23 protein-coding genes are annotated in these 23,581 nt (G+C 73.6%); 11 read left to right on the top strand and 12 right to left on the bottom strand.

Annotated features, from left to right (window positions below):
- Nucleotides 1-2 precede the first annotated feature (2 nt).
- Together ACFVAJ_RS20315 and ACFVAJ_RS20310 are read right to left on the bottom strand one after the other, a co-directional pair.
- Nucleotides 3-2,000, bottom strand: a complete 1,998-nt coding sequence (locus ACFVAJ_RS20315) for a multicopper oxidase family protein (RefSeq protein WP_376947420.1) — start codon at nt 1,998-2,000, stop codon at nt 3-5.
- 36 nt (nt 2,001-2,036) lie between these two features.
- Nucleotides 2,037-2,558: a DUF6220 domain-containing protein gene (locus tag ACFVAJ_RS20310; protein WP_376947418.1), complete on the bottom strand. Its 522-nt coding sequence runs from the start codon at nt 2,556-2,558 to the stop codon at nt 2,037-2,039.
- A 209-nt stretch (nt 2,559-2,767) separates the two neighbouring features.
- Here ACFVAJ_RS20310 and ACFVAJ_RS20305 point away from each other — a divergent pair, with 209 nt between their 5' ends.
- From ACFVAJ_RS20305 to ACFVAJ_RS20275, 7 genes are all read left to right on the top strand, one after another.
- A complete protein-coding gene (locus ACFVAJ_RS20305; RefSeq protein ID WP_376947416.1) occupies nt 2,768-3,475 on the top strand; it encodes an NUDIX domain-containing protein in 708 nt (235 codons plus the stop codon).
- Complete coding sequence (gene nadA, locus ACFVAJ_RS20300) at nt 3,472-4,809, top strand: quinolinate synthase NadA (RefSeq protein ID WP_376947414.1); 1,338 nt, start codon at nt 3,472-3,474, stop codon at nt 4,807-4,809. The genes ACFVAJ_RS20305 and nadA overlap by 4 nt, the downstream gene beginning before the upstream one ends.
- 1 nt (nt 4,810) lies before the next feature.
- Nucleotides 4,811-6,358 (top strand): L-aspartate oxidase, encoded by a 1,548-nt coding sequence (nadB, locus tag ACFVAJ_RS20295; RefSeq protein ID WP_376947412.1) that lies wholly within the window; start codon nt 4,811-4,813, stop codon nt 6,356-6,358.
- Nucleotides 6,358-7,257, top strand: a complete 900-nt coding sequence (nadC, locus tag ACFVAJ_RS20290; protein WP_376947410.1) for a carboxylating nicotinate-nucleotide diphosphorylase — start codon at nt 6,358-6,360, stop codon at nt 7,255-7,257. Before nadB ends, nadC begins: the two co-directional genes overlap by 1 nt.
- Nucleotides 7,254-8,399 (top strand): cysteine desulfurase family protein, encoded by a 1,146-nt coding sequence (locus tag ACFVAJ_RS20285; protein WP_376947408.1) that lies wholly within the window; start codon nt 7,254-7,256, stop codon nt 8,397-8,399. Before nadC ends, ACFVAJ_RS20285 begins: the two co-directional genes overlap by 4 nt.
- On the top strand, nt 8,396-8,536 hold the full coding sequence (locus ACFVAJ_RS20280) for a hypothetical protein (RefSeq protein ID WP_376947406.1): 141 nt from the start codon (nt 8,396-8,398) through the stop codon (nt 8,534-8,536). The genes ACFVAJ_RS20285 and ACFVAJ_RS20280 overlap by 4 nt, the downstream gene beginning before the upstream one ends.
- 182 nt (nt 8,537-8,718) lie before the next feature.
- Nucleotides 8,719-10,257 (top strand): DHA2 family efflux MFS transporter permease subunit, encoded by a 1,539-nt coding sequence (locus tag ACFVAJ_RS20275; RefSeq protein ID WP_376947404.1) that lies wholly within the window; start codon nt 8,719-8,721, stop codon nt 10,255-10,257.
- A 154-nt stretch (nt 10,258-10,411) separates the two neighbouring features.
- Here ACFVAJ_RS20275 and ACFVAJ_RS20270 read toward each other — a convergent pair whose 3' ends face one another.
- Nucleotides 10,412-12,148 carry a substrate-binding domain-containing protein gene (locus ACFVAJ_RS20270; RefSeq protein ID WP_376947402.1) on the bottom strand — a complete coding sequence of 579 codons (1,737 nt, stop codon included), beginning with the start codon at nt 12,146-12,148 and terminating at the stop codon, nt 10,412-10,414.
- 233 nt (nt 12,149-12,381) lie between these two features.
- On the opposite strand from ACFVAJ_RS20270, the gene ACFVAJ_RS20265 reads away from it, so the two are divergent.
- Nucleotides 12,382-13,038 carry a phosphoribosyltransferase gene (locus tag ACFVAJ_RS20265; protein ID WP_376947400.1) on the top strand — a complete coding sequence of 219 codons (657 nt, stop codon included), beginning with the start codon at nt 12,382-12,384 and terminating at the stop codon, nt 13,036-13,038.
- Here ACFVAJ_RS20265 and ACFVAJ_RS20260 read toward each other — a convergent pair.
- The gene (locus ACFVAJ_RS20260; protein ID WP_376947398.1) at nt 13,030-13,857 is read right to left on the bottom strand and encodes a putative protein N(5)-glutamine methyltransferase; all 828 of its coding nucleotides are present in this window, start codon (nt 13,855-13,857) and stop codon (nt 13,030-13,032) included. The two genes, ACFVAJ_RS20265 and ACFVAJ_RS20260, sit on opposite strands and share 9 nt — an antisense overlap.
- A 195-nt stretch (nt 13,858-14,052) precedes the next feature.
- Here ACFVAJ_RS20260 and ACFVAJ_RS20255 point away from each other — a divergent pair, with 195 nt between their 5' ends.
- A complete protein-coding gene (locus ACFVAJ_RS20255; RefSeq protein WP_376947396.1) occupies nt 14,053-15,987 on the top strand; it encodes an anthranilate synthase family protein in 1,935 nt (644 codons plus the stop codon).
- Here ACFVAJ_RS20255 and ACFVAJ_RS20250 read toward each other — a convergent pair.
- From ACFVAJ_RS20250 to ACFVAJ_RS20220, 7 genes are all read right to left on the bottom strand, one after another.
- Entirely contained in the window at nt 15,971-16,591 is a 621-nt protein-coding gene (locus ACFVAJ_RS20250) for a GNAT family N-acetyltransferase (RefSeq protein WP_376947394.1), read from the bottom strand. The genes ACFVAJ_RS20255 and ACFVAJ_RS20250 overlap by 17 nt on opposite strands.
- Nucleotides 16,588-17,181, bottom strand: coding sequence for a GNAT family N-acetyltransferase (locus ACFVAJ_RS20245; protein ID WP_376947392.1), 594 nt, complete (start codon nt 17,179-17,181; stop codon nt 16,588-16,590). Before ACFVAJ_RS20245 ends, ACFVAJ_RS20250 begins: the two co-directional genes overlap by 4 nt.
- A 25-nt stretch (nt 17,182-17,206) precedes the next feature.
- Nucleotides 17,207-18,067, bottom strand: coding sequence for an Fpg/Nei family DNA glycosylase (locus ACFVAJ_RS20240; protein ID WP_376947390.1), 861 nt, complete (start codon nt 18,065-18,067; stop codon nt 17,207-17,209).
- An 84-nt stretch (nt 18,068-18,151) separates the two neighbouring features.
- Entirely contained in the window at nt 18,152-19,570 is a 1,419-nt protein-coding gene (locus tag ACFVAJ_RS20235; RefSeq protein ID WP_376947388.1) for a hypothetical protein, read from the bottom strand.
- Between the two features lie 88 nt (nt 19,571-19,658).
- A complete protein-coding gene (locus ACFVAJ_RS20230) occupies nt 19,659-20,198 on the bottom strand; it encodes an RNA polymerase sigma factor (protein ID WP_376947387.1) in 540 nt (179 codons plus the stop codon).
- Between the two features lie 177 nt (nt 20,199-20,375).
- Complete coding sequence (locus ACFVAJ_RS20225; RefSeq protein WP_376947385.1) at nt 20,376-20,633, bottom strand: DUF6458 family protein; 258 nt, start codon at nt 20,631-20,633, stop codon at nt 20,376-20,378.
- Nucleotides 20,634-20,669: 36 nt separating this feature from the next.
- On the bottom strand, nt 20,670-20,852 hold the full coding sequence (locus ACFVAJ_RS20220) for a CsbD family protein (protein ID WP_376947383.1): 183 nt from the start codon (nt 20,850-20,852) through the stop codon (nt 20,670-20,672).
- Between the two features lie 239 nt (nt 20,853-21,091).
- On the opposite strand from ACFVAJ_RS20220, the gene ACFVAJ_RS20215 reads away from it, so the two are divergent.
- Both ACFVAJ_RS20215 and ACFVAJ_RS20210 read left to right on the top strand, forming a co-directional pair.
- A complete protein-coding gene (locus ACFVAJ_RS20215) occupies nt 21,092-21,448 on the top strand; it encodes a DUF4180 domain-containing protein (protein WP_376947381.1) in 357 nt (118 codons plus the stop codon).
- A gap of 62 nt (nt 21,449-21,510) precedes the next feature.
- Entirely contained in the window at nt 21,511-21,729 is a 219-nt protein-coding gene (locus ACFVAJ_RS20210) for a hypothetical protein (RefSeq protein ID WP_376947379.1), read from the top strand.
- Between the two features lie 60 nt (nt 21,730-21,789).
- On the opposite strand, the gene ACFVAJ_RS20205 is transcribed toward ACFVAJ_RS20210, so the two are convergent.
- Nucleotides 21,790-23,508, bottom strand: a complete 1,719-nt coding sequence (locus ACFVAJ_RS20205) for a cell wall-binding repeat-containing protein (RefSeq protein WP_376947377.1) — start codon at nt 23,506-23,508, stop codon at nt 21,790-21,792.
- Between the last annotated feature and the right edge of the window lie 73 nt (nt 23,509-23,581).

Raw genomic sequence — 23,581 nt, 5'->3', positions numbered from 1 at the left:
ACTCACTCGGGCCGGTTGCCGTGCGCGTCGTGCTCGAAGGGCGTCACGACGCCGCGGTAGGCGAGGCTCATCATCATGCCCGCGGCGGCGTGCTCGAGGTCGTGGCAGTGGTCCATCCAGATGCCAGGGTTGTCGGCGACGAGGAGCACCTCCCACACCTCGCCGGGGCGCACGTCGACGGTGTCGAGCCAGAGCGGCGCCCCGCGAGCGGGTTCGCCGTCGCGCGAGAGCACGAGCACGTGGTGGCCGTGCACGTGCATCGGGTGCACCTCGAATCCGCGGTTCGCGATCGTGAGCCGCACGACGTCGCCCTCGTCGACCTCGATGGGCTCGATGTGCGGGAACACGCGGCGCTTCACGGTGTACGCGTAGTTCGGCGCACCGCCGACGAATCGGGGCATGCGATCGAGCACGAGCTCGGCGGTGGCGGTGACCTCGCCGAACTCGGCGGGCACTTCGCCCGGCGTCGCCGACGGTCGGCCGTAGTCGAGGAGGTCGAGCTCGGGCAGTTCGGCGGGGGCGAGCGCGGATGCCACGGGGCCGGCGGATGCCGCGGCAGGAACGACGCCCGCCCTCGGCCGGAACACGAGCGCCGAGTCGTCCGACGCGTCGACGCCGAAGCGCACCTCGCCGTCGGGCATGTCGAAGACGAGGTCGGCGCGCGCTCCGGCGCCGAGCCGGACGGACTCCCCCGTCACCTCGCGCCCGCCGGCGAGGTCGCGTCCGTCGACCGCCACGACGCGGAACGGTGCGCCGCCCACCGCGACGCGCAGCGGCGTGCGGTCGGTGTTCGCGACGCGGAGCCGCACGGCGGTGCCGGGTTCGACCACCTGCACCTGTTCGCCGTCGTCGCCGCCGAGGAGGACGGCGCCGCCGATCGTGTGCACCGGGACCGCGAGGTCGACCGCCTCGGCCACCCCGCCCACGGGTTCGACGACGAGCATGCCGTAGAGCCCTCGCCGCACGCCCTCGGACGAGACCTGATGCGTGTGGTACCAGTAGGTGCCCGCGGTGTCGGCGACGAAGCGCGACACGAACTCGCCGCCCGGCATGACCGCGTCCTGGGTGACGCCGGCCACCCCGTCCTCGCCGTTCGGCACGTCGACGCCGTGCCAGTGCAGCGTGACGCCGTCGTCGATGTCGCGGTTGCGCAGCGTCGCCTCGACGAGGTCGCCCTCGGTCACCCTGATCTCGGGACCGGGCAGCCGATCGCCGAACGACCACGCCTCGACCTCGGTGCCGCTCGACAGGGTGAACTCGCGGTGCGCGGCGACGAGTTCGATGCCGAGCACCGGGGCGTCGACCGTGTCGGGGGTGCGGAGTTCGTCGACCGAGACCACGGCGGATGCCTCGCCCCCCGCGCCGCCCTCGGAGTCGTCCGGGTCGGCGCCGGGCTCGCCGTCGGCGTGGGCGTGCGCGGCCGAGGCCTCGATCGACGGCGGTGCCGTGTCGGCGAGCCACACCCAGCCGATCGATCCGGCGAGCACGATCGCGGCGATGCCGGCGAACCCGGCGATCGCGCGGCGACCGCGGCGGGCGAGCACCGCCCAGGCGAGCCCGGTGCCGAGCAGCACGAGCACCGCGAGGAGTGCGGTGGCGACGGGCGACGGCGGGTATCCGATGATCCAGGACGCGACGGCACCGGCGGTGACGGCGAGGCCGCCGCCGAGGAGGAGCACTCGAGGGCCCGGAGCGACGGGTTCGCGGCGCCAGCGCACGAGCCCGACGATCGCGCAGCCGACGCCGACCGCGGTGAAGGGCAGCGCCACGAGGAGCTTCTCGCCGGCGAACCACCACCCGCGCGCGGCGAGGAGCAGCGCGGCGAGCGTCGCGACGAGCACGGCGAGGGCGGCTCCCGTGACGAGCCCGACGACGAGCCGCCGTTCGCGGGCGTTCGGCGGGTGCGCCGTGCCGGCGGCGGCGAATCCGGCGGCGAGCTGCGCACCGCCGGCGGCGAGGATTGCGACCGCGTACACGGCAAGGAGGGCGGCGGTGGTCATCGCGCCCTCCTCACCGTGAGCGTGGTCGCTGCCGGCTCAGCGGCCCGCGGGGTCGGCGGCGGCATCGACGGTCGGCTCCGTCGACGCGTGCGAGACGGGCGCCGAGGCATCCGCCCCACCGTCGACCGCCGGTTCGCCCGGGCGCCCCTCGCGCACGAGCCTGCGGGCCCGGCCGACCAGCACGATCGCCGTGATCAGGATGATCGCGCCGTTGAGTCCGTGCAGCGAGACCATGAGCGTCGCGCCGAGCGGCGGCGCGGTGTGGTCGTCGGGTCCGAGGCCGAAGACGACGCCGGTGAGGATGAACAGCAGCGTCTGCACGAGGAGCAGGACGAGCGGCAGCGCGGACAGCCAGACGGTGCGCTTGCCGGCCTTCGCGAGGGCTGCGGTGATGATCAGCAGCAGGGCGAGGATCGGCAGCACGATGCGGCCCGTGGTGCCGTGGATCGCGAAGAGCTCGTCTTCGGGGTCGGAGAAGACGCCGACCGCGGCCAGGTAGAGCTGCAGCATGACGCCGGCGGCGAAGAGGATCGTGACGGTCAGGTAGAGCTTGCGCATTGCGGCGCCTCGCTTCCAGGGCGATCGGGTTCGGGATGCCCCATCGTGACCGTCGGCCGTTCGGCGCGGCATCAGTGGCGGCACGGATCCCCGCTCAGCGCGTTCCCCGAGTTCGCCTTCTGGTCACGATGACTGTAAGCTGACGTCGATCGCACTTCGAGTCATGCTGACTCGAAGCTGATCCACCGGCCGACAGGAAGGACCGAGGGATGCCGCACCAGCTCGACGCACCGACCAGGCTCGCCGTCTCGACGGTGATCTTCGCGCTGCGCCCCGACGCCGCAGGCCGGCCCGTGCTCTGGACCCCGCTCGTCCGCCGCACCCGCGAACCCCAGCTCGGCCTCTGGGCACTGCCCGGCGGTTGGCTCCCCGTCAACGAGGAGCTCGAGGTCGCCGCCGCCCGCACCCTGCGCGCGACCACGGGGCTCGCACCCAAGTACCTCGAGCAGCTCTACACCTTCGGCGAGGTCGACCGCTCCCCCGACGCCCGCGTCGTCTCCGTCGTCTACTGGGCGCTCGTGCAGAGCGACGAGGCGGCGCGCGCCGTCGCCGGCCCGAACGTGCGCTGGGTGCCCGCCGACACGCTGCCCGGCCTCGCGTTCGACCACAACCGCATCGTCGAGTACGCGCTCTGGCGGCTGCGCACGAAGGTCGAGTACACCGAGATCGCGCACGCGTTCCTCGGCGGCACGTTCACGCTCGCCGAGCTCCGCGAGGTCTACGAAGCGGTCCTCCAGCGGCCGCTCGACCCGGCGAACTTCCGCCGCACGATGATCGCCTCCGGGCGGCTCCGCGAGACCGGCGAGCTCCTCGCCGGCGCCGCGCACCGCCCCCCGAAGCTGTACCGCTACGACCCCTCGGCCACCCGCACGGCCGAGGCCAGAGAACCGTTCCAGAGCGAGAGGCCCGCCTCATGACCATCACGAGCCCCGACGTCCGCCGCGCGGCATCCGTCGACCGCAGCCTGAAGCTCATCGCCGCGGGCGCGACCGAGGGCGCGAGCTGCGCGCCCGAGCTCGCGGCCGGCCCCTGGGAGTTCGACGCCGGCCCCGCCGGCTACGGCCCGGGCGCCTCGATGGGCGACGTCATCCCGACGGGCTCGCCCCGCCAGGGCGCCCTGCCCGAGGCCTACCGGCTCGCGAGCGACGACGAGCTGCACGCACGCATCCGCGCCGCGAAGGCGACGCTCGGCGACCGCGTCGTCGTGCTCGGCCACTTTTACCAGCGCGACGAGGTCGTCGAGCACGCCGACTTCGTGGGCGACTCGTTCCAGCTCGCGAACGCGGCGCTCACCCGGCCCGACGCCGAGGCGATCGTGTTCTGCGGCGTGCACTTCATGGCCGAGACCGCAGACCTCCTCTCGCGCCCCGAGCAGGCCGTGATCCTGCCGAACCTCGCCGCCGGCTGCTCGATGGCCGACATGGCCGACGAGAGCTCGGTCGAGGAGTGCTGGGAGCAGCTCGCCGAGGTCTACGGCGACCTCGACGCGGTGGATGCCACGGGGCGGGTGCCGGTCATCCCGGTCACGTACATGAACTCCTCGGCGGCGCTCAAGGGCTTCGTCGGCCGGCACGGCGGCATCGTCTGCACCTCGTCGAACGCGCGCGTCGTGCTCGAGCAGGCGTTCGAGCGGGGGCAGCGCGTGCTGTTCTTCCCCGACCAGCACCTCGGCCGCAACACCGCGAAGGCGATGGGCGTGCCGCTCGAGCAGATGCCGATGTGGAACCCGAGGAAGGCGCTCGGCGGGTCCTCGTCCGACGAGCTCGTCGAGGCGAAGGTCATCCTCTGGCACGGCTTCTGCTCGGTGCACAAGCGCTTCACGGTCGACCAGATCGCCGCCGCCCGCGCGTCGCACCCCGACGTGCAGGTCATCGTGCACCCCGAGTGCCCGATGCCCGTCGTCGACGCCGCGGATGCCGCGGGGTCGACCGACTTCATCGTGAAGGCCATCCAGGCCGCCCCCGCCGGGTCGACCTTCGCGATCGGCACCGAGATCAACCTCGTGCAGCGCCTCGCGGCCGAGCACCCCGAGCACGAGATCTTCTGCCTCGACCCCGTCGTGTGCCCGTGCTCGACGATGTACCGGATCCACCCCGGCTACCTCGCCTGGGTGCTCGAGGAGCTCGTCGCCGGGCGCGTCGTCAACCGCATCCAGGTGCCGGCCGACGTCGCCGAGCCCGCGCGCCTCGCCCTCGAGCGCATGCTCGCGGCGAAGCCTCCCGCACCGGCGACCGCATCCGTCGGGGCCTGACATGACGCGCGTGCTCGTCATCGGCGGCGGCATCGCGGGCCTCTGGGCAGCGGTGCGCGCGGCCGATGCCGGCTGCTCGGTCGAGCTCGTCACGAAGACCGAGCTCGCCGAGACGAACACGAGGTACGCGCAGGGCGGCATCGCCGCGGCGCTCTTCCCCGACGACTCGGCCGCCCGGCACGTCGCCGACACGCTCGCTGCGGGGGCGGGGCTCGCCGACCCCGAGGCCGTGCGGGTGCTCTGCGACGAGGGGCCCGCGCGCGTGCGCGACCTGATCCGCTTCGGCGTCGCCTTCGACCGCGGCGACTCCGGCCTCTCGCGCGGGCTCGAGGCGGCGCACTCGCGCGCCCGCATCGTGCACGCCGGCGGCGACGCGACGGGCGCGGCCATCGAGGCGGCGCTCGTCGGCACCGTGCGACGGCGCGCGGTGCGCATCGACGAGCGCACGATGCTCCTCGACCTCCTCGTCGAACCCGGCCCCGGCGGCCGACGGGCCGTCGTCGGCGCCCGTCTCCTCGACGAGCACGGCGCGATCGTCGAGCGACGCGCCGACGCGGTCGTGCTCGCGACCGGCGGCAGCGGACGCCTCTACCGGCACACCACGAACCCCGACGTGGCGACGGGCGACGGCGTCGCGGCCGCGTGGCGTGCGGGCTCGGCGGTCGCCGACCTCGAGTTCACGCAGTTCCATCCGACGGCGCTCGCCGCCCCAGGCACTCCGCTCATCTCCGAGGCCGTGCGCGGCGAGGGCGCGGTGCTCCGCGACGCGGCGGGGCACCGGTTCATGCCCCACGTGCACCCCGACGCCGAGCTCGCCCCGCGCGACGTGGTCGCCCGTGCGGTCTGGCGGCGCATGGCCGCGCAGGGCGGCGAGCCCGTGCGCCTCGACGCCACCGCGCTCGGCGCGGGGTTCCTCGCCGAGCGCTTCCCGGGCCTCGACCGCGTGGTGCGCGACGCCGGATTCGACTGGGGCCGCGAGCCCGTGCCCGTGACGCCCGCGGCGCACTACGCGATGGGCGGCATCACGACCGACCTCGACGGGCGGGCGAGCCTTCCGGGGCTCTACGCCGTCGGCGAGTGCGCCCGCACGGGCGTGCACGGCGCCAACCGGCTCGCCTCGAACTCGCTGCTCGAGGCCGCGGTGTTCGCCGAGCGGGCGGCCCGGGCGATCGCCGCCGACCCGGCGTCGACCGCGCTGCTCGTGCAGGAGAATTGCACCGGCACCACGCCACAGCGGGTGTCGGAGCACTTCTCCTGCACGAGCAGCGGCACCCTGGTCGATCGCACGGGCCTCCAGGAGCTCATGTGGCACCGCGTCGGGCTCGAGCGCGACGAGCAGGGCCTGCGCGAGGCATCCGAGCTGCTCGACGCCTGGCGCGCCCCCGAACCCGTCGACCGCCGCTCGGCGGAAGACCGCAACCTGCTCGACCTCGCCCGGCTCACGGTCGCCGCCGCCCTCGCGCGGCGCGACAGCGTCGGGGCGCACTTCCGCACCGACGCCGCCGCGCCCGACGCCGCCGCACCCGCTCCCGAACTGGAGGCCGCCTGATGACCGAAGCCCGTGAGATCGACCGCGTCGTGACGATGGCGCTCGACGAGGACGCCCCGTGGGGCGACCTCACGAGCGAGACGCTGATCCCGCACTCGGCGACCGCGACGGCCGAGCTCGTCGCCCGCGAACCGGGTGTGCTCAGCGGCATCGAGGTGTTCGCCGCGGCGTTCCGTCTCGTCGACGCGAGCATCGCGGTCGAGCCGCTCGCCGCCGACGGCGAGCCGTTCGCCGCGGGCCAGGTGCTCGCGCGCGTGCAGGGTCCGGCGCGGGGCATCCTGCGTGCCGAGCGCGTGGGCCTCAACCTCGTGCAGCGCATGTCGGGCATCGCCACGCTGACGGCGCGCTACGTCGCCGCGGCCGAGGGCACCCGGGCGCGCATCGTCGACACGCGCAAGACGACGCCGGGCCTCCGCAGCCTCGAACGCCAGGCCGTGCGCGACGGCGGCGGGCGCAACCACCGGCGTTCGCTCTCCGACGCGATCATGGCGAAGGACAACCACCTCGCCGTGCTCACGGCGGACGGCACCGACCTCGCCGAGGCGCTGCGCGCGGCGCGCGAGCGGATGCCCCACACCGCCCACCTCGAGGTCGAGGTCGACCGCATCGACCAGATCGACGCGGTGCTCGCGGGCGGCGCCGACACGATCATGCTCGACAACTTCACGACCGACGAGCTCGTCGACGGCGTCGCCCGCATCGCGGGCCGTGCGGTCGTGGAGGCCTCGGGCGGGGTGTCGCTCGACACGGTCGCCGCGATCGCCGCGACCGGGGTCGACGTGATCTCGGTCGGCGCCCTGACCCACTCGGTGCGCTCGCTCGACCTCGGACTCGACGTGGTCGTCGAGACGCCGCCGGCGGCGCGCGGCGCCGCCGACGACGCTGCGGGGCATCCGTGATCTTCCTCGACCACGCGGCGACGACGCCCGTGCGCCGCGAGGCGCTCGAGGCGATGTGGCCGTACCTGACGGGGGCGTTCGGCAACCCGTCGAGCCGGCACGGACTCGGCGACGAGGCCGCACGCGCCCTCGCCGCCGCCCGTCTCGCGGTCGCCGAGGTCGTGGGCGCCCGTCCGGGCGATGTCGTGTTCACGAGCGGCGGCACCGAGGCCGACAACCTCGCCGTGAAGGGGCTCGCGCTGGCCTCCCCCCGTAGGCGCCACCTCGTCGTCTCGCCGATCGAGCACGAGGCGGTGCTCGAGTCGGCGGCGTACCTCGCACGCCATCACGGCTTCGCCGTCTCCGAGGTCGCGGTGGACGCCGCGGGGCTCGTCTCGCCCGAGGCGCTCGCCGCCGTGCTGCGCCCCGACACGACCCTCGTCTCGGTGCAGCTCGCGAACAACGAGATCGGCACCGTGCAGCCCGTCGCGGAACTCGCGGCGCTCGCGCACGAGCACGGCGCCCTGATGCACAGCGACGCGGTGCAGGCCGCCGGCTGGCTGCCGCTCTCGCTCGACGCGCTCGGCGTCGACGCGCTCTCGCTCGCCGGACACAAGGTCGGCGCCCCGAAGGGCACCGGCGCACTCGTCGTGCGCGGCCGACTGCCGATCGAGGCCGTGCTGCACGGCGGCGGCCAGGAGCGCGGGCGACGCTCGGGCACCGAGAACGTCGCGGGCGCGGTCGCCTTCGCGACGGCGCTCCGGCTCGCCGAGGCCGACCGCGTCGCGTCCTGTGCCCGCGTCGGCTCGCTCGGCGCCCGGCTCGCGGCGCGCGTGCTCGCCGAGCTGCCCGACGCCCGGCTCACGGGCGACGCGACCCGGCGGCTGCCGGGCACGGTGTCGTTCGTCTTCCCCGGCACGAGCGGCGAAGCGGTGCTGCTCGAACTCGAGCGCGACGGCGTCGTCTGCTCCAGCGGCTCGGCCTGCGCCGCGGGCAGCGACGAGCCGTCGCACGTGCTCACGGCGATCGGCGTGCCGGGCGAGCTCGCGCAGACGGCCGTGCGGTTCACGCTCGGTTCGTCGACGACGGCGAGCGAGATCGAGGATGCCGCGACCGCCGTGGTCCGCGCGGTGTCGGCGGTGCGCGGTATCGTGACGCCATGAGCGATTCCACTCCCGCACCTGCCGACGACGCCGCACGCGACCACCGCGTCGAGAACGAGCTGGCCCCCGAGGAGCAGCTGCTCGAGGGCTGGCTGCCTCGTCCGACGCCGACCGACGGTCCGGCGCCGGCGCCGTAACCCGCGACCCCGCATTCTCGTGAACGCGGTCGTCACGGCGACCGCGTTCCATGCATTCCGATCGATCTCGGCATCTGGGAATAGCGCGTCGCCTCTCGCGGGTTGACCCACCTATTCGACCTCTTCACGTTTCGACGCTTGACTCCGGCGCGCCTGCGCCGATCTCGATTGGACTCACCGCTGTGACCGAACGCGCCGTATCCGACCTCGATCCCTCCACCGACTCGACCCCGGCGATCAGCGCCGAGGCCGCCGCCCAGGACGCGGCGGTCGTCGCCCACCAGCCCGAGCACGGGGCCCGCAACTCGCGGGTCATCTGGCTGCTGCTCGCCGCCACCTTCGTCGTCTTCCTCAACGAGACGATCATGGGCGTCGCGATCCCGCACCTCGTCACCGACCTCGACATCACGCTCTCGCAGGCGCAGTGGCTGACCACGGCGTTCATGCTGACGATGGCGGTCGTCATCCCGATCACGGGCTTCCTGCTGCAGCGCATCCCGACGCGTCCGGTGTTCATCCTCGCGATGAGCCTGTTCTCGGCGGGCACGCTCATCGCGGCCCTCGCCCCCGGCTTCGAGGTGCTGCTCGGCGCCCGCGTCGTGCAGGCCACCGGCACCGCCATCATGATGCCGCTGCTGATGACGACCCTCATGACCCTCGTCGCGCCCGCCGACCGCGGCCGCTTCATGGGCCGGGTCTCGATCGTGATGTCGGTCGCGCCCGCCATCGGCCCCACGATCTCGGGCGTCATCCTGACGTTCCTGTCGTGGCGGTACATGTTCTGGCTCGTGCTGCCGATCGCGCTCGTCATGCTCGTCATCGGCATCCGCCGCGTCGAGAACGTCAGCGAGACCCGCGAGCTGCCGATCGATGCCTTCTCGGTCGTGCTCTCCGCGCTCGGGTTCGGCGGGCTCGTCTACGGCCTGAGCCTCGTCGGCGGCGTCGTGAGCGGCCGCTCCCCCGCCGACCAGACCGCCATGTGGATCTCGATCGCGGTCGGCGTCGCCGGCATCGCCGCGTTCATCCTGCGCCAGCTCGTGCTGCAGCGCAGCGACCGCGCGCTGCTCGACCTGCGCACCTTCGGCTCGCGCAACTTCGCGATCTCGATCGGCCTCATGACGGTGATGATGGCCGCGCTGTTCGGCACGATCATCCTGCTGCCGATCTACCTGCAGAACGTGCTCGGGCTCGAGCCGCTCATGACCGGGCTCCTGCTGCTGCCCGGCGGGCTCATCATGGGGCTCTTCGGGCCGACCGTCGGCCGGCTCTTCGACAGCCTCGGCCCGACGCCGCTGCTCGTGCCCGGCACGATCGGCGTCTCGGCCGTGCTGTGGAGCCTCACGCTCGTGAACGAGTCGACCCCTCCGTGGCTCGTGCTCATCGCGCACATCGTGATGTCGACCGCCCTGGCGTTCACCTTCACCCCGCTGTTCACCTCGGCGCTCGGCTCGGTGGAGCCGCGCTTCTACTCGCACGGTTCGGCGATCCTCGGCACGATCCAGCAGGTCGCCGGTGCGGCGGGCACGGCGCTGTTCATCACGGTGATGACCTCCCGTACCGCGACCGTCGCTGCGGCCGGTGCCCCGGCGATCGCCGCCGAGGCGGCCGGCATCCGCGCGGCGTTCCTCGTGGGCGCGATCATCTCGCTCGTCGCGGTGGTCGGTGCGTTCCTCGTGCGCAAGCCCGCCGACATGGAGCAGGGCGCCCCGGTCGGCCACTGAGGCGACCCGGCCGGCCCACCCGGCACCGAGCGGCTCCGACCGGTCCACCGGCCACAGTGCGCCGCACACACCGCAGACACGAAACGGCCCGGGCGTTCGCGCCCGGGCCGTTTCGTCGTGCGGCTCGTCACCGTCGTCGCGAAGCGCCTCGTGCTCAGCCGCAGTTCGGGCGGCAGGAGCGCTGCGAGAGCGCGTCCACGAGCACGGTGCTGAGATCCCCGGGCTTCGAGGCCGAGTAGGCGGCGCCCTGCGTCGCCTGGGCGATCTGCTTCATCGCCGCGAGGTCGGTGTCGGGACCGAAGCCGATCATGATGACGGGCACGGGCTTCGCCGGGTCGTCGATCTTCTTGAGCTCCGCGAGGAGCGCGTCGAGCGAGATGCCGTTCTCATCCTCGTTCTTGCCGTCGGTGATGAGCAGCACCGAGTTGACCTTCTCAGGGTCGTACGTCTCGCGCACCCGCTTCACGGCGGCCAGCGTGGTGTCGTACAGACCGGTGGCGCCGCCGAGGCGCGCAGGCAGCGACTGGATGACGCCTGCGATCTGCTGCGTGTGCGCGGCGTCGGCGAGCGGTGCGATCGGCGAGAGGTCCTCGTAGTCGAGCTCGCCGTTGCGGGCGGTCGAGAAGACCCAGACGCCGAGTTCGACCTCGCCCGAGAACTTCTGCATGGCACCGAGCGCCGCCTGCTGGAAGATGTCGATGCGTCGCAGGCCGTTCTCGGCCGGCTCCTCCATCGACCCCGAGACGTCGATGACGGCGAGCATGCGCGACCGCAGCGTCAGCACGCCCCAGGCGCGCAGGATCTCGAGCTGCGTCGCGGCGTCGGCGGCGGGTTCGGCGGCAGGACCCTCGGTGCCGACACCGGGAAGGTCGAGGAGCCCGCTGCCGTCGGCGGCACGGAACCCAGCCTTCGCGAACGGCTTGGCGGCGTCGCGCACGGCGGCCTCGAACGCGTCGAGCAGCTCGGACCTCGTCGTGGCCTTCTCGCCGTCGCCGGCCGTCTCCTCGCCGTCGGCGGCGGGTTCGTCGCCCTCGGCGTCGCCCTCGGCGCTCGGGGCAGTGAGTCGTACGAACGGGTAGTCGAGCGCGAGCGTGCCGTCGGCCGGGTACGCGGCGACGAGCGGCTCGGGCGGCTCTTCGCTGTTGTAGGCGGCGACCTGCGCCTCCGTCGTGATGACGACCGAGGGAGTGTCACCGGCACCGAGCGCGCTGAATGCGGCGCTCGTCGATGCGGGGATCGACTTGCCGAGCGCGATCATCGCGCCGGCGAACTGACGGGGGTCCTCTGCTGAGGAGTGCCCGCGCAGTGCGAGCAGCCCGGCGAGGCTCGCTGCGGATGCCTCGGGGTCGGGCAGGATCGTCGGCAGTGCGCCGCCGAGCACACGCGACCAGCTGACCGGCTCGCTCGCGAGTTCGGTGGCGTCCGTGGCGGCCGCGGCGAAGACGACCGGCGTCGAGGCGATCGAGGCGCGCGCGTCGACCTCGGGAGCGGTCTGCCCGAGGGAGGCGGAGGTCGCGTTCATGCGGTCGAGCCAGACACTCGACTCGGGAACCCACACGTCGGCGTCGACGCCGCCCGAGGCGAGCACGGCGGCCGTGTCGGCGGAGTCCTGTGCGGTGATCTCGGTCGTGACGCACTCGCCCGACTTGCGGTCGAAGGTGTCGGCGATGTCGGCGAGCGCCGGGGCGATCGAACGGTCGGCGACGACGACGAGCTGTTCGGGTTCGGTGCATCCCGGGTCGGCCGTGGCGAGCAGCGGGTCGAGATGACCGCCGACCCAGAGGAAGACCCCCGAGCCGACGACGCCGATCACGGCGACCGCGCCGATGATGGACATGACGAGATTGCGGTGCGGCTTCTTCGCCGACGCCGCGACGGTATGACGTCCCACTGGCTCTCCAAGCAAGCGGGATCGGGGGCCCGCTGAATCCTTGTTCGGGTTCCCCGGGGCGGGGAAGGATTTGCCTCAGTGTAGGCGACGTGGCCGTGAACGCGAACTCCGCTCGACTTCTCGCCGTCCTGGCTGCCCGTTCACGGCGCGTCCGGCGACGGCTTGACGAGCCCCGCCCGGAGGACTAGTCCGGAAGGAGGAGGAGAGGCCAGGAGTGCCTCCCGACGAGTCACATGGACACGTTCACGAATCGCGATGAAGCCGGTCGAGCGCTCGCCGATCGACTCCTCGCCGAGTTCGGCGGGCCGGCACCGGCCGCGGTCGTGCTCGGGCTCCCCCGCGGCGGCGTCCCGGTGGCCGCACCGGTCGCGGCGGCGCTCGGCGCCCCGCTCGACGTGCTCGTGGTGCGCAAGCTCGGCGTGCCGGGCCGGGCCGAACTGGCGATGGGGGCGATCGGCGAGGCGGGCGCCCGAGTGCTCAACGACGACGTCCTCGCCGGATTCCGCGCCGCCCGCGCGGAACTCGCCGCCGTCGAACGTCGCGAACGCGCCGAGCTCGAGGCCCGTGTCACGCGTTTCCGCGGCGGCGCCGAGCCGATCCCGCTCACGGGCAGGGCGGCGGTGCTCGTCGACGACGGCGTCGCCACCGGGGCGACGATGCGGGTCGCATGCCGGGTCGCGCACGCGCGGGGCGCCGCGCGCCTCGTCGTCGCGACGCCGGTCGGCGCGCCGGAGAGCCTCGCCGAGATCGCGGCGATGCCCGAGGTCGACGAGGTGATCTGCCTGCTCGCGCCGCCCGGCTTCATGGCCGTCGGCATGCACTACCTCGACTTCCGTCAGACGGAGGACGCGGAGGTCGCGCGGCTGCTCGCCGCGGCCCGTTCAGGCTGAGGGTCGCGACCCGATGACGAGGGTCACGTCGTCGTCCTCGACGACGACGGCGTCGAGCCCGCCGTGGCGCATGAGGGCGGCGGCCGTCCCGGCCTGGCGCTCGCTCGTCTCGATGACGAGGCTGCCGCCGGGCGCCAGCCAACGAGCGGCGGATGCCGCGACCCGGCGATGCACGTCGAGCCCGTCGGTTCCGCCGTCGAGCGCGACGCGCGCCTCATGGTCGCGAGCCTCGGGCGGCATGAACGCGATCTCCCCGCTCGGCACGTAGGGCGCGTTGACGGCGAGGACGTCGACCCGGCCGGCGAACTCCGGCGGCAGGGCCTCGTAGAGGTCGCCCTCGAAGACCTGCCCGCCGCGCGGCTCGAGATTGCGCCGGGCGGCGCGGACGGCGGCGGGGTCGAGGTCGGCGGCGAGGAGCACGACGGGCCCGGCGGTCTCGGCCACGACAGCTCCGATCGCACCGACGCCGCAGCAGAGGTCGACGACCACGGCGGGGTGGCCGTGGCCCGCCGAGGCCAGCCTCGCGCGACGCGCGGCCTCGGCGGCGAGCGCCTCGGTGCGGTGCCGTGGCACGAACGCCCCGGGCTCGACGTCGAGCCGGAGCCCCGCGAACTCGGCCCAGCCGAGCAGGGCCTCGAGCGGCTCGCCGGCGATGCGACGCGCCACCAGCTCCTCCACCCGCTCGGGGTCGGTGCTCGCGCCGACGAGCAGCGCCGCCTCGTCCTCGGCGAAGACGCAGCCCGCGGCGCGCAGCCGAGCGACGAGCGCGTCGTCGGCGGAGGCGGCGTTCGGGCTCGAGGACGCATCGGCGGGAGGCATCCCCGGATCGTAGCGCGACGGCGCCGTGGCGCGTTCGCTCGGCATGCCGTAGTGTGCTCGGCATGACCGCGTCGAACCGCAACTGGTGGCCCGCCTCCTAGGCGGCCACGCGTTTCGACGTACGACGACCGCCCGAGGGCGGTCGTTTCGCGTTTGCTGCGGAGGGTCCTTCCGAGGGCCCGACCGGAGAAGACCATGACGCTCATTTCCACGCTGCTCGCCGCGAGCGAGCCGCCGCCCTTCGCCGTGATCCGCCGCGAGCGCGCGGCGACGCTCGACGTCCTCGTGGGCGAGGTCGTCGACGTGGCGAACCTCGCCGACATCCCGCTCGACGGGGCGGAGGTGCTCGCCCTCGTCCCGTTCCGCCAGGTGCGCGAGCGCGGATTCGACGCCCTCGACGACGGAGCGCCCCTCCGCTGCCTCGTCGTCCGCGAGCGCGAGACGCTTCCGGTCGACGCGGCGATCGGCCTGCTGCCGCGGCATCCCGTCGTGGTCGGCGATCTCGCGGTCGACGTGCCCGACGCCGAGTACGCGGCCACCGTGCGCCGGGTCATCGCCGAGGAGATCGGGCGCGGCGAAGGCGCGAACTTCGTGATCCGGCGCGAGTTCACGGGGACGACGACCGCGCCCGCCTCGCACGCGGTGCTCGGCTGGCTGCGCGCCCTCCTCGAGCACGAGCGCGGCGCCTTCTGGACCTTCGCGGTGCACACGCCGGGCCTCTCCGCGGTCGGCGCGACGCCGGAGCGGCACGTCAGCCAGGTGGACGGGGTCGTCTCGATGAACCCGATCAGCGGCACGTTCCGTCACCTCGACGGTCCGCCCGACGACACTGCGCTCGAGGCGTTCCTCGGCGACGTGAAGGAGCGCGAGGAGCTCGTCATGGTGGTCGACGAGGAGCTCAAGATGATGAGCGCCGTCTGCCCCGACGGCGGGCGCATCCGCGGCCCGTTCCTGAAGCGCATGTCGCGCCTCACCCACACCGAGTACCTGCTCGAGGGGCGCAGCGCCCTCGACCCTCGCGAGGTGCTGCGACGCACGATGTTCGCACCGACCGTCACCGGATCGCCGATGGGCAACGCCTGCACCGTCATCGCGCGGCACGAGGCGACGCCTCGCGGCTACTACGCGGGCGTGCTGGCCCGATTCACCCCGGGCGCCGCGGGCTACGACCTCGATGCGCCCATCCTCATCCGCACGGCCTACCTCGACGGCGCGGGCACGGTGCGCGTGCCAGTGGGCGCGACGCTCGTGCGCCATTCCGATCCCGACGGCGAGGTCGCCGAGACCCACGCGAAGGCGGCCGGGGTGCTCACCGCGATCGGCGCGCTCCCCCGGCAGGATGCCGCGGCGCCGACGCCGTCGGGCGAGCACGGCGCCGAGGCATCCGCATCGCACCCGCTGCTCGACGCGCGCAACGCGCAGCTCGCCGCGTTCTGGAGCACCCCGCAGCCGTCGGCCGCACCCCGGGGCGCCCGCGCACTCGTGGTCGACGCGGGCGACGACTTCACCACGATGCTCGCCCACCAGCTGCGCCATCTCGGGCTCGACGCCCGCATCGTGCCGTGGCACGAGGCGCCGGCGGCGCCCGACGACGAGCTCGTCGTCTTCGGCCCCGGCCCCGGCGACCCGCGCGACGCCGCCGACCCGCGCATGGCACGGCTGCACGAGCTCATCGCCGCCCGGCTCGCGCAGCGCGCGCCGATGCTCGCGGTGTGCCTGAGCCATCAGGTGCTCGCACGGCTGTCGGGGCTCGCGATCGCCCCGCTCGCCGCTCCGCAGCAGGGAGTGCAGCGCACGGTCGAGGTCTTCGGCGAGCGGGCGAGCATCGGGTACTACAACACCTTCACGGCATTCGACGCGGGTCACCGCACGACGCCGAACCACGGGTTCGAGATCGCCGCCGACCCCGGCACCGGAGCGGTGCACGCCCTGCGGGGCCACGGCGTCGCCTCGGTGCAGGGGCATCTCGAGTCGGTGCTCTCGATCGACGGTCTCGCGACGCTCGAGCGGCTCGTCGACGGCGTGCTCACCGGCGGCATGCTCACCGGCGGGGTGCTCGCCGGTGATGCGCTCGGTGCCGCGGGCGATGCCCCGGCACCCGTCGGGCAGGCGGTCAGCCGAGGGCGATGAGTGCGCGCAGCTGCTCGTGGTCGAGTGGGCGGTCGGCGTAGATGCGCCGGGCGAGGGCCGACGACGGGGGCGCGGCGCCCGTCGGCACCTCGTCGGCGCCCGTGCCGCCGCCGCTCCAGCGCAGTTCGAGGCCGAGCCGCTCGAGCACCCTGACCGAGGCGGGGTTGGCGACGAGCACTCGCGCCGTCATCGTGCGCTCGGGCGCCGCGACGCGGGCGGCGGCGAGCACGGCCGACGCCGCCTCGCTCGCGTAGCCCGTGCCCCACGCCGACGGGGCGAAGCGATAGCCGAGGTTCAGCATGCCGACGTCGATCGCGGTCGCCGCGGCCGTGCCGATCACGGTCGGTGCGGGTACCCCGAGCCGCCGCGCCTCGGCGTCGCCGCGACGCACCACCCAGGTGCCGACCCCGGCCGTGCGCCAGCTCTCGGCCGAACGCCCGAGCATCGCGGCGGTGGTCGCGAGATCGCGATGGCGCCCGCTCGGGAGATGCAGCCAGGTGCCCGGGTCGCCGTAGATCGCGTGCACCTCGTCGAGGTCGGACTCGACGAGCGGGGTGAGCCGCAGGCGCTCGGTGGAGAGCGGGTACGGGCGACCGTCGGTCACGGCGCGGCCGGAACGGACTGCGCCCGCCACTCGTCGGCGAGGATGGCGTAGGTGTAGCCGTCGATCCAGCCGAGCTCGGCGTGCCACGAGTCGCGCACGCCGTGCTGCTCGCGACGCATGCCGAGCTTCTCCATGACCCGCCACGAGCCGATGTTGTCGGCGTAGCAGCCCGCGGTGACCCGGTGCACGCCGAGTTCGCCGAACGCGAGGTCGAGCAGGGCCCTGGCGATGTCGGTCGCGTAGCCGCGGCCCGCGTGGGCGGGCGCGATGCCGTAGCCGAGGCCCGCCTCGGCGCGCACGTAGTTCGCGGGGCCGCCGTGGGTCTGCCCCATCGCATCGGTCAGCCAGAGCGAGCCGGTGCCGACGACCTCGTCGCCGAGCACGGCGATGGCGGAGTGGTCGAGCGGGTCGTCGATGCCGTCGAGCCACGTCTTCGCGAACGCCTCGGGCTCGACCACGGTGCGCAGCAGCCATCTGGTCACCTCGGGACGGTTGCGCCACACGAGCACTTCGTCGAGCAGTTCGCGCGTCGGCAGCCGGAGCTCGAGCGGGCCGGCGGCGCGCGGCCAGGTGACCTCGGAAGTCGTCATCCCCCCAGCCTCGCAGGCGCCCCCGTCATTTCACGAGTCGGGACAGCACCCGGTCGGCGAGCGGCTTGCCGCCGGTCTGGCACCCGGGGCAGTACTGGAACGTCGAGTCGGCGAAGATCACCTGCCTGATGGTGTCGCCGCACACCTCGCAGGTCTCGCCGGTGCGCCCGTGCACGCGCATCGCGCGGCGCTTGGCGTCTTTCAGCTCGGCGGGCGGCCGGCCGGATGCCACGGCCACCGCGTCGGCGAGGGTGTCGCGCATGGCGCGGTAGAGCCCCTCGAGCTGCTCGGGGGTGAGCTTCGCGGCGAGGAGGTACGGCGAGAGCTTCGCCGCGTGCAGGATCTCGTCGGAGTAGGCGTTGCCGATGCCCGCGAACACCGTCTGATCGCGCAGCAGGCCCTTGATCTGCGTGCGGCGGCCGGCGAGGATGCCGGCGAAGTCGTCGAGCGTGAAGTCGGCGGCCGTGGGGTCGGGACCGAGTCGTGCGATGCCCGGGACCTCGGCGGGGCTCCGCACGACGTACACGGCGAGCGACTTCTTCGTGCCGGCCTCGGTGAGGTCGAAGCCCGAACCGTCGTCGAGCCTCACCCGGAGTGCGAGCGGCGATCGGCCGGGCTTGACCGGGGTCGCCGGGACCTCGTCGTACCAGCGGAGCCAGCCGGCACGGGCGAGGTGGAACACGAGGTGGAGCCCCGACGACTCGAGGTCGACGAACTTGCCGTGCCGTCGCACGCCCTCGATGCGCGTGCCCTCGAGCGCGGAGAGCGGCGGGTCGAAGGTCTTCAGCGCCGAGATCGCCGCGACCCGCAGCGAGGTGTAGGCGTGACCGGTCGCCCGCTCGGCGAGGAACGCGGCGAGCGCCTGCACTTCGGGAAGCTCGGGCACAGTGGCATCCTGTCACCGACCGCCGACGAACGCACGCGCCGGGTGCCACCGCACCCGGCGCGTGCGCCCCTTCCGGCGAGTCCCCTACTCGGCCGAGAAGTCGAGCGCCGAGTCGGCCACCGCGATGACCGACCAGGTTCCGCCGTCGGCGTCGGTGAACTCGTACGCTGGCACGACGAGCACACTGCCGTCGGGCTGCCACTGCGTGGTGAGGCCGAGGCGGGCATCGACGATCTCGACGTCGTCGACCGGCCACGAGACCGCCGTGCCGTCGCCGGGGGTCGCGGGCGGCGCGGTGGGCGGCACCCACTCCTCGGTCGCGACCTCGCCCTCGCGCGCGGCGAGGGGCATCGCCGTCATCTGCGCGCCGAAGCGGATGTCGGAGAGCCGCTCGAAGCCCTCCTGCTCGCTCACGATCGGGTAGTCGCCGATCGCGACGATCGCCGCGAGCGAGCCCGAGGCGTTGACGGTGCCCTCCTCGGCGAGCTCGAGCGACCAGCCCTGATCGAGCCGCTGCCCGTCGACGACCGGCCACGCCTGGGCGTACCGGGTCGGCGAGCCCTCCCAGGTCTCGGAGGAGTACTCGAAGTCGGCCGGGTCGGCGCCCGAGGCGGCGATGAGCGCGCGCAGGGCGTCGATCGCGGCGGCCTCGCCCGGGGCGGTGCCGGTCGGCTCGCAGGGTTCGACGGGGTCGATCGGGGCGACGGGCTCGGAGCTCTCGGTCGTCTCGCCGGGGAGCGTCACCACACCGCAGTCCCACGGGTTCATCGCCGGGTCGTTGAACCAGAAGCTGAGTGCGCCGTCGAGGCCGACCGAGAGCATCGGTCCGGTGCCGTCGGGCGGGCCGACGATCCAGCTGCCGTCGCGCAGTTCGACCTCGCCCTCGACGCCGAGCTCCGCGGCGAGCGCGGCGACGCGCGCTTCGGTGCCCTCGGCACCCGAGTCGTAGGCGAAGCCGGGCGCGTCGCCCTCCTCCTCGGAGAGGCCCGAACTGGTGAAGGCATAGCGCCCCCAGCCGTACGGGACCATCGAGTCGGCGGCGCCGCCGCCCATCATCTTCTGGTCGGCGCCCATGGCGCTCTCGGGGACGCCCGAGTCCTCGGCGGCCCCGGCGGATCCGCCGTTCACGCCCTGGAGCGAGATCGGCGGCGCTGCACTCGACGCGAGGTTCGCCGAACTCGTCGCGCCGCCGAGCCAGAAGCCCGCGGCGCCGACGATCGCGACCGATGCGGCGGCCGCCGCGATCGGCAGCCAGCGGGGGCGTCGTCGGGCGCGCTCGGCGCCGAGGTCGGTCACCGGAGCGGGATCGCCCGCCGCGGGTGCCTCCGCCGCGGGCGTCGCCGCGGCGACCGGCGCGCCTTCGGCCGTCGCCCTGGCGACCACTTCGTCGGCGAAGCCCGCCGCGGGTTCGACGCCCGCGGCCGGGTCGGCCGCGCGCAACAGGGCGACGGGGTCGGTCTCGTCGGGCCGGTTCTCGTCGTCGTGGTCGTGTTCGCGGGTCATCTCGATCGCCTCCGTGGGTGCTGTGCCGACGCGTGCTTCTGAAGAGGATGTGTCCGGGGCATCCGGAACCTTGCAGTGCCCGAAGGACTCAGAAGGTGAGTCGCTCGCCCCACGCCTCGCGCAGCCGCTTGCGGGCGCGCGAGAGCGCCGCGTCGGCCCCCGACCGTGAGATGCCGAGCACGGCGGCGAGCTCGGCGCCGTCGAGCCCCTCCCAGGCGTGCAGCAGCAGGATGCGCCGGTCGCGTTCGCCGACGCTCTGGAGCGCCCCTCGGAGTTCGGCGTCGAACAGGGCGCTGAGTTCGGGGTCGTCGGCGACGCGCGACCCACCGGACTCGGGCACCTCGTCGACCGGGAGGTCGACGTGCTTGCGCCGGTGGTTCGCGAGGGTGAAGCCGGCGGTCCGGTAGAGCCATGGCAGGACGGCCTCGCGCGGCACGTCCTCGCGACGGCGCCAGGCGGTCGCGAAGACCTCGGCGGCGAGGTCCTCGGCGTCCTGCCTGGGCCCGCGTCGGGCGAAGTAGCGCACCAGCGCCCCTGCATACTCGCGGACGACCTCGGTGAACCACTCGGTCTCCGCGCGACTCCCGTCGCCGGCGGCCGCCTCGGGCTCGTCGGGGGGCGCGGTCATCGCCACCCCCTCGCTCACGTCGTCATCGGCGGCGGCACTGGCACTCGCGATCCTCACGCCCTGTCTGTGTCACCCGTGCCGTGAGTCTTGCACGCGTCGGCGAGAATCATCGCGAACGCCACGAGAAGGCGGATGCCACGGGGACTCCCCGTGGCATCCGCCCGTTTCTCCCCCGCGTCACACCTCAGGAGGTGCGACGCGATCCTCGGTGCGCGTGACGCGTTCGCCGGAGACGGGGTCGGCGACCGCGCGGGTCTCCGAGACGCTCCGTCGGCGGCGCACTGCGAACACGATGCCGAGGACCGTGACGACCGCCCCCGCGATCATCAGGATCATGCCGACGAGATCGAGGTCGATCCAGTCGACGGTGACGTTCAGGGCGTAGGTGAGGACGGCCCCGATGGCCACGAGCAGGATTCCGAGCCCGATGCTCATGATGGTTCCTTCCGTAATCTGTCGGGGTGCCGGCGATCAGTTCTTCGCGTCGTCGACGGCGTCCTTGACCTTCTCGCCGGCGTCCTTGACGTCGGCCTTGACCTGGTCGGCCTTGCCCTCGGCCTCGAGCCGCTCGTTGTCGGTCAGCTTGCCGAAGCCTTCCTTCGCCTTGCCGGCCATGCGCTCGGCGGCGTTGCCCATCTTGTCTTCGGTTCCCATGGGGTCCTCCTCGGAAATCGATGTGTCGCTCGGCGCGTGCGGATCGCGACGCGCCCTCGATTCAACGGTAGGTGGGCCCCTCATGCACCCTCAACGGGTTGACAGCAGGCGGTCCTGCTGCCTATCCCGCGCGCGACGGCTGGTGCGACGAGGGCAGCCGCAGCTGCTGGAGGACGGCCGGGTCTCGCCCGATCTCGCGGAACAGGTGCGTCGTCGCCCGCCCCGCGTTAGGGTCGACCATGCGCATCGACGAGAAGCACGGCGTCAGGGTGCTGATCCTGGCGGCCGACGGCCCCCCGGTCTCGACGCCCGACGATGCGGCGGATCTCGTGGGCGGTGCGTGGGCGCACGCCGCCTCGGTCGTCGCGGTGCCCGTCGAACGGCTCGACCCGGCCTTCTTCGACCTCTCGAGCGGCGTCGCCGGCGAGATCGCCCAGACGCTCGTGGACTACCGCCTGCGGCTCGCGATCATCGGCGACATCGCCGAGCGAGTCGAGGCGAGCACCGCGCTGCGCGACTACGTCTGGGCGTCGAATCGTGGGGCGCACATCTGGTTCGTGCCCGATGAGGGGTCGCTCGCCGCGAAGCTCGGCTGAGCGGCGATCGGGCCCCGGTCTCAGCCGTCACGGATGTCGGTGGGTGCTGAGACACTCTCAGCATGGAGGTCATCGAACTGCGGCAGACTCGCGAACTGCGGGTGGGCGACGTGCTCGTCAGCGCAGCCGATCGCGCGTACGAGGTGACCAAGATCACCCGCGTGGGTCGCGGTATCCGCGTGCAGTACGTCACGCCCGAGGGCCAGGCGGGGCGATTCACTGCGGCGCCCGAGGCGATCAGCCGGGTGCGCGCCGGCGGAGTGCCGCTCGTGGCCGCGTGAGACCCGACACGACGCCTGACGGGCTCCGCACCGGACCGCCGAGGGTATCGCTTCCCGGCCTCAGCCCAAGCGGATGCCGCGCCGGAGCATGAACGGCACCGGGTCGATCTGGATCCCGTTCTGGACGACCTCGAAATGCAGGTGGCACCCGGTCGCCGCCCCGGTGGCACCCGTCCATCCGATCTGCTGCCCGGCCCGCACGAGCTGGCCCACGCGCACGAGGATCCCACCGTCGACCATGTGGGCGTACGCCGTCTCGATCCCCGCCCCGTGCGCGATCTTCACGAAGTTCCCGTAGGTGCCCACCCGCCCCGCGGTGCCGACCCGGCCTCCCGAGGCGGCGTAGATGGGTGCCCGGCAGCCGGTCCCGAGATCGACGCCCCGATGCACCGACTGCGTGCAGCCGCCGGGCGTGCAGATCGGATCGCGCGGACCGAAGCCGTCGGTGATCCGGCCGGCCGCCGGTTTCGCCCAGACCATCGCGCATGCGGTGTTCGCCGCGACGGAGTCGCCGACGACGGCGGCTCCGCCGATGATCACCCTGGTCGCCGGTGCGAGCTGGTTCAAGGCGACCCACACCGGGTGCGGGATGCAGGCCTGCTGGGTCAGGTAGAGCGGTGCACCGACGCCGCCGGCGAGCGCGGCCCCGGCGAGGGCGTCGGCGAAGTCGGTCCCCGTGGCGAGGAACGTGCTGCTCACCGAGCCGGCGGTCGAGCCGAACACCGCCGAATTGATCGCCGCCGCGGTCAGGTAGCGGTCGAGCCCCTCGTGCCGTTGCACGGAGAAGCCGTTGGAGGTGAGCTGACGAGCGATCGACGGGCTCACCGCGGCGGTGCCGCCGGCGATGTGCACCGTGCGCACGCCGAGCTTCCGCATGGCGGCGATGGTGCTCGGCCGAACCGTCGTCGCGAGCCCGTCGACGAGGAACACGGGCGCATCGACCGCACCGGCCGCGGCGCTCGCGGCCAGCGCATCGGCGAAGCCCCGCCCGGTCGCGATGAACGCCTGCGTCGCCGTGGGGAACGCCTCGGCGACCAACCGCTCACCGGTCTCGTATCGATTCTGCCCGCTGATGCGCACGCGGTTCGGGGTCAGGCCGGCGAGTTCGCCGAAGACGGATGCCCCGACGACGGATTCGCCGCCGACGACCACGATGCGGGCGGGCGCGAGCCGCACGATCTCGGCACGCACCGAGCTCGGCAGTGCCTCGCGCGGGGTGAGCAGGAGCGGCCCCCCGCGGAGCGCCGCGGCCGACGCGGCCGTCAGCGCGTCGGGGAAGTCGGCTCCCGTCGCGAGGTAGAGCACGGGCACGTTCGGTTCGAACCGCTGCGAGAGGGCGACCGCGGTCTCGTAGCGATCGGCCCCGGCGACCCGCTGCACCCCGCTGGGGAACGGCGCGATCGTCGTCTCCGCCGCGGCTTCGAAACGGGATGGCCCCTCGGGGACCGGTTCCGCCGTCGGCTCCGTGGCGTCGTCCGGCGCCGGTGATCCCGTCTCCACGGGAGCGGGGGTGTCCCTCGGTTCGGCCGGGTCGGTCGGTTCGACAGGGTCGGTCGGTTCGGCCGTCGGCGTCTCGCCCGGCGACGTCGACGGTTGCGGCTGCTCGGATGCGCTCGGCGGATCCGTCTCGCTCGGATCGGCGGTCGGCGGCGCACCGGGCGGCGCACTCGGTGCCGCCGGCCCGATCGGTTCCGATGCGACCGCCGGCGTCATCGCCGACGCTCCGATGACCGCTGCGATCGCGATCGCGATCATCCCCCCGTGCACGACGCGACGCATTCCGGGTCCCCCTCCCCAGGTGGAGGATCCGGCTTGCGACGGTGTCCCCCGACCGACCTTCGCTCATCGCAGT

It is taken from the genome of Agromyces sp. NPDC057679 (assembly GCF_042799635.1).
Lineage (GTDB): Bacteria > Actinomycetota > Actinomycetes > Actinomycetales > Microbacteriaceae > Agromyces.
Note: the sequence above shows the minus strand (reverse complement) of the source record. Positions and strands in the feature narration are given on the sequence as shown.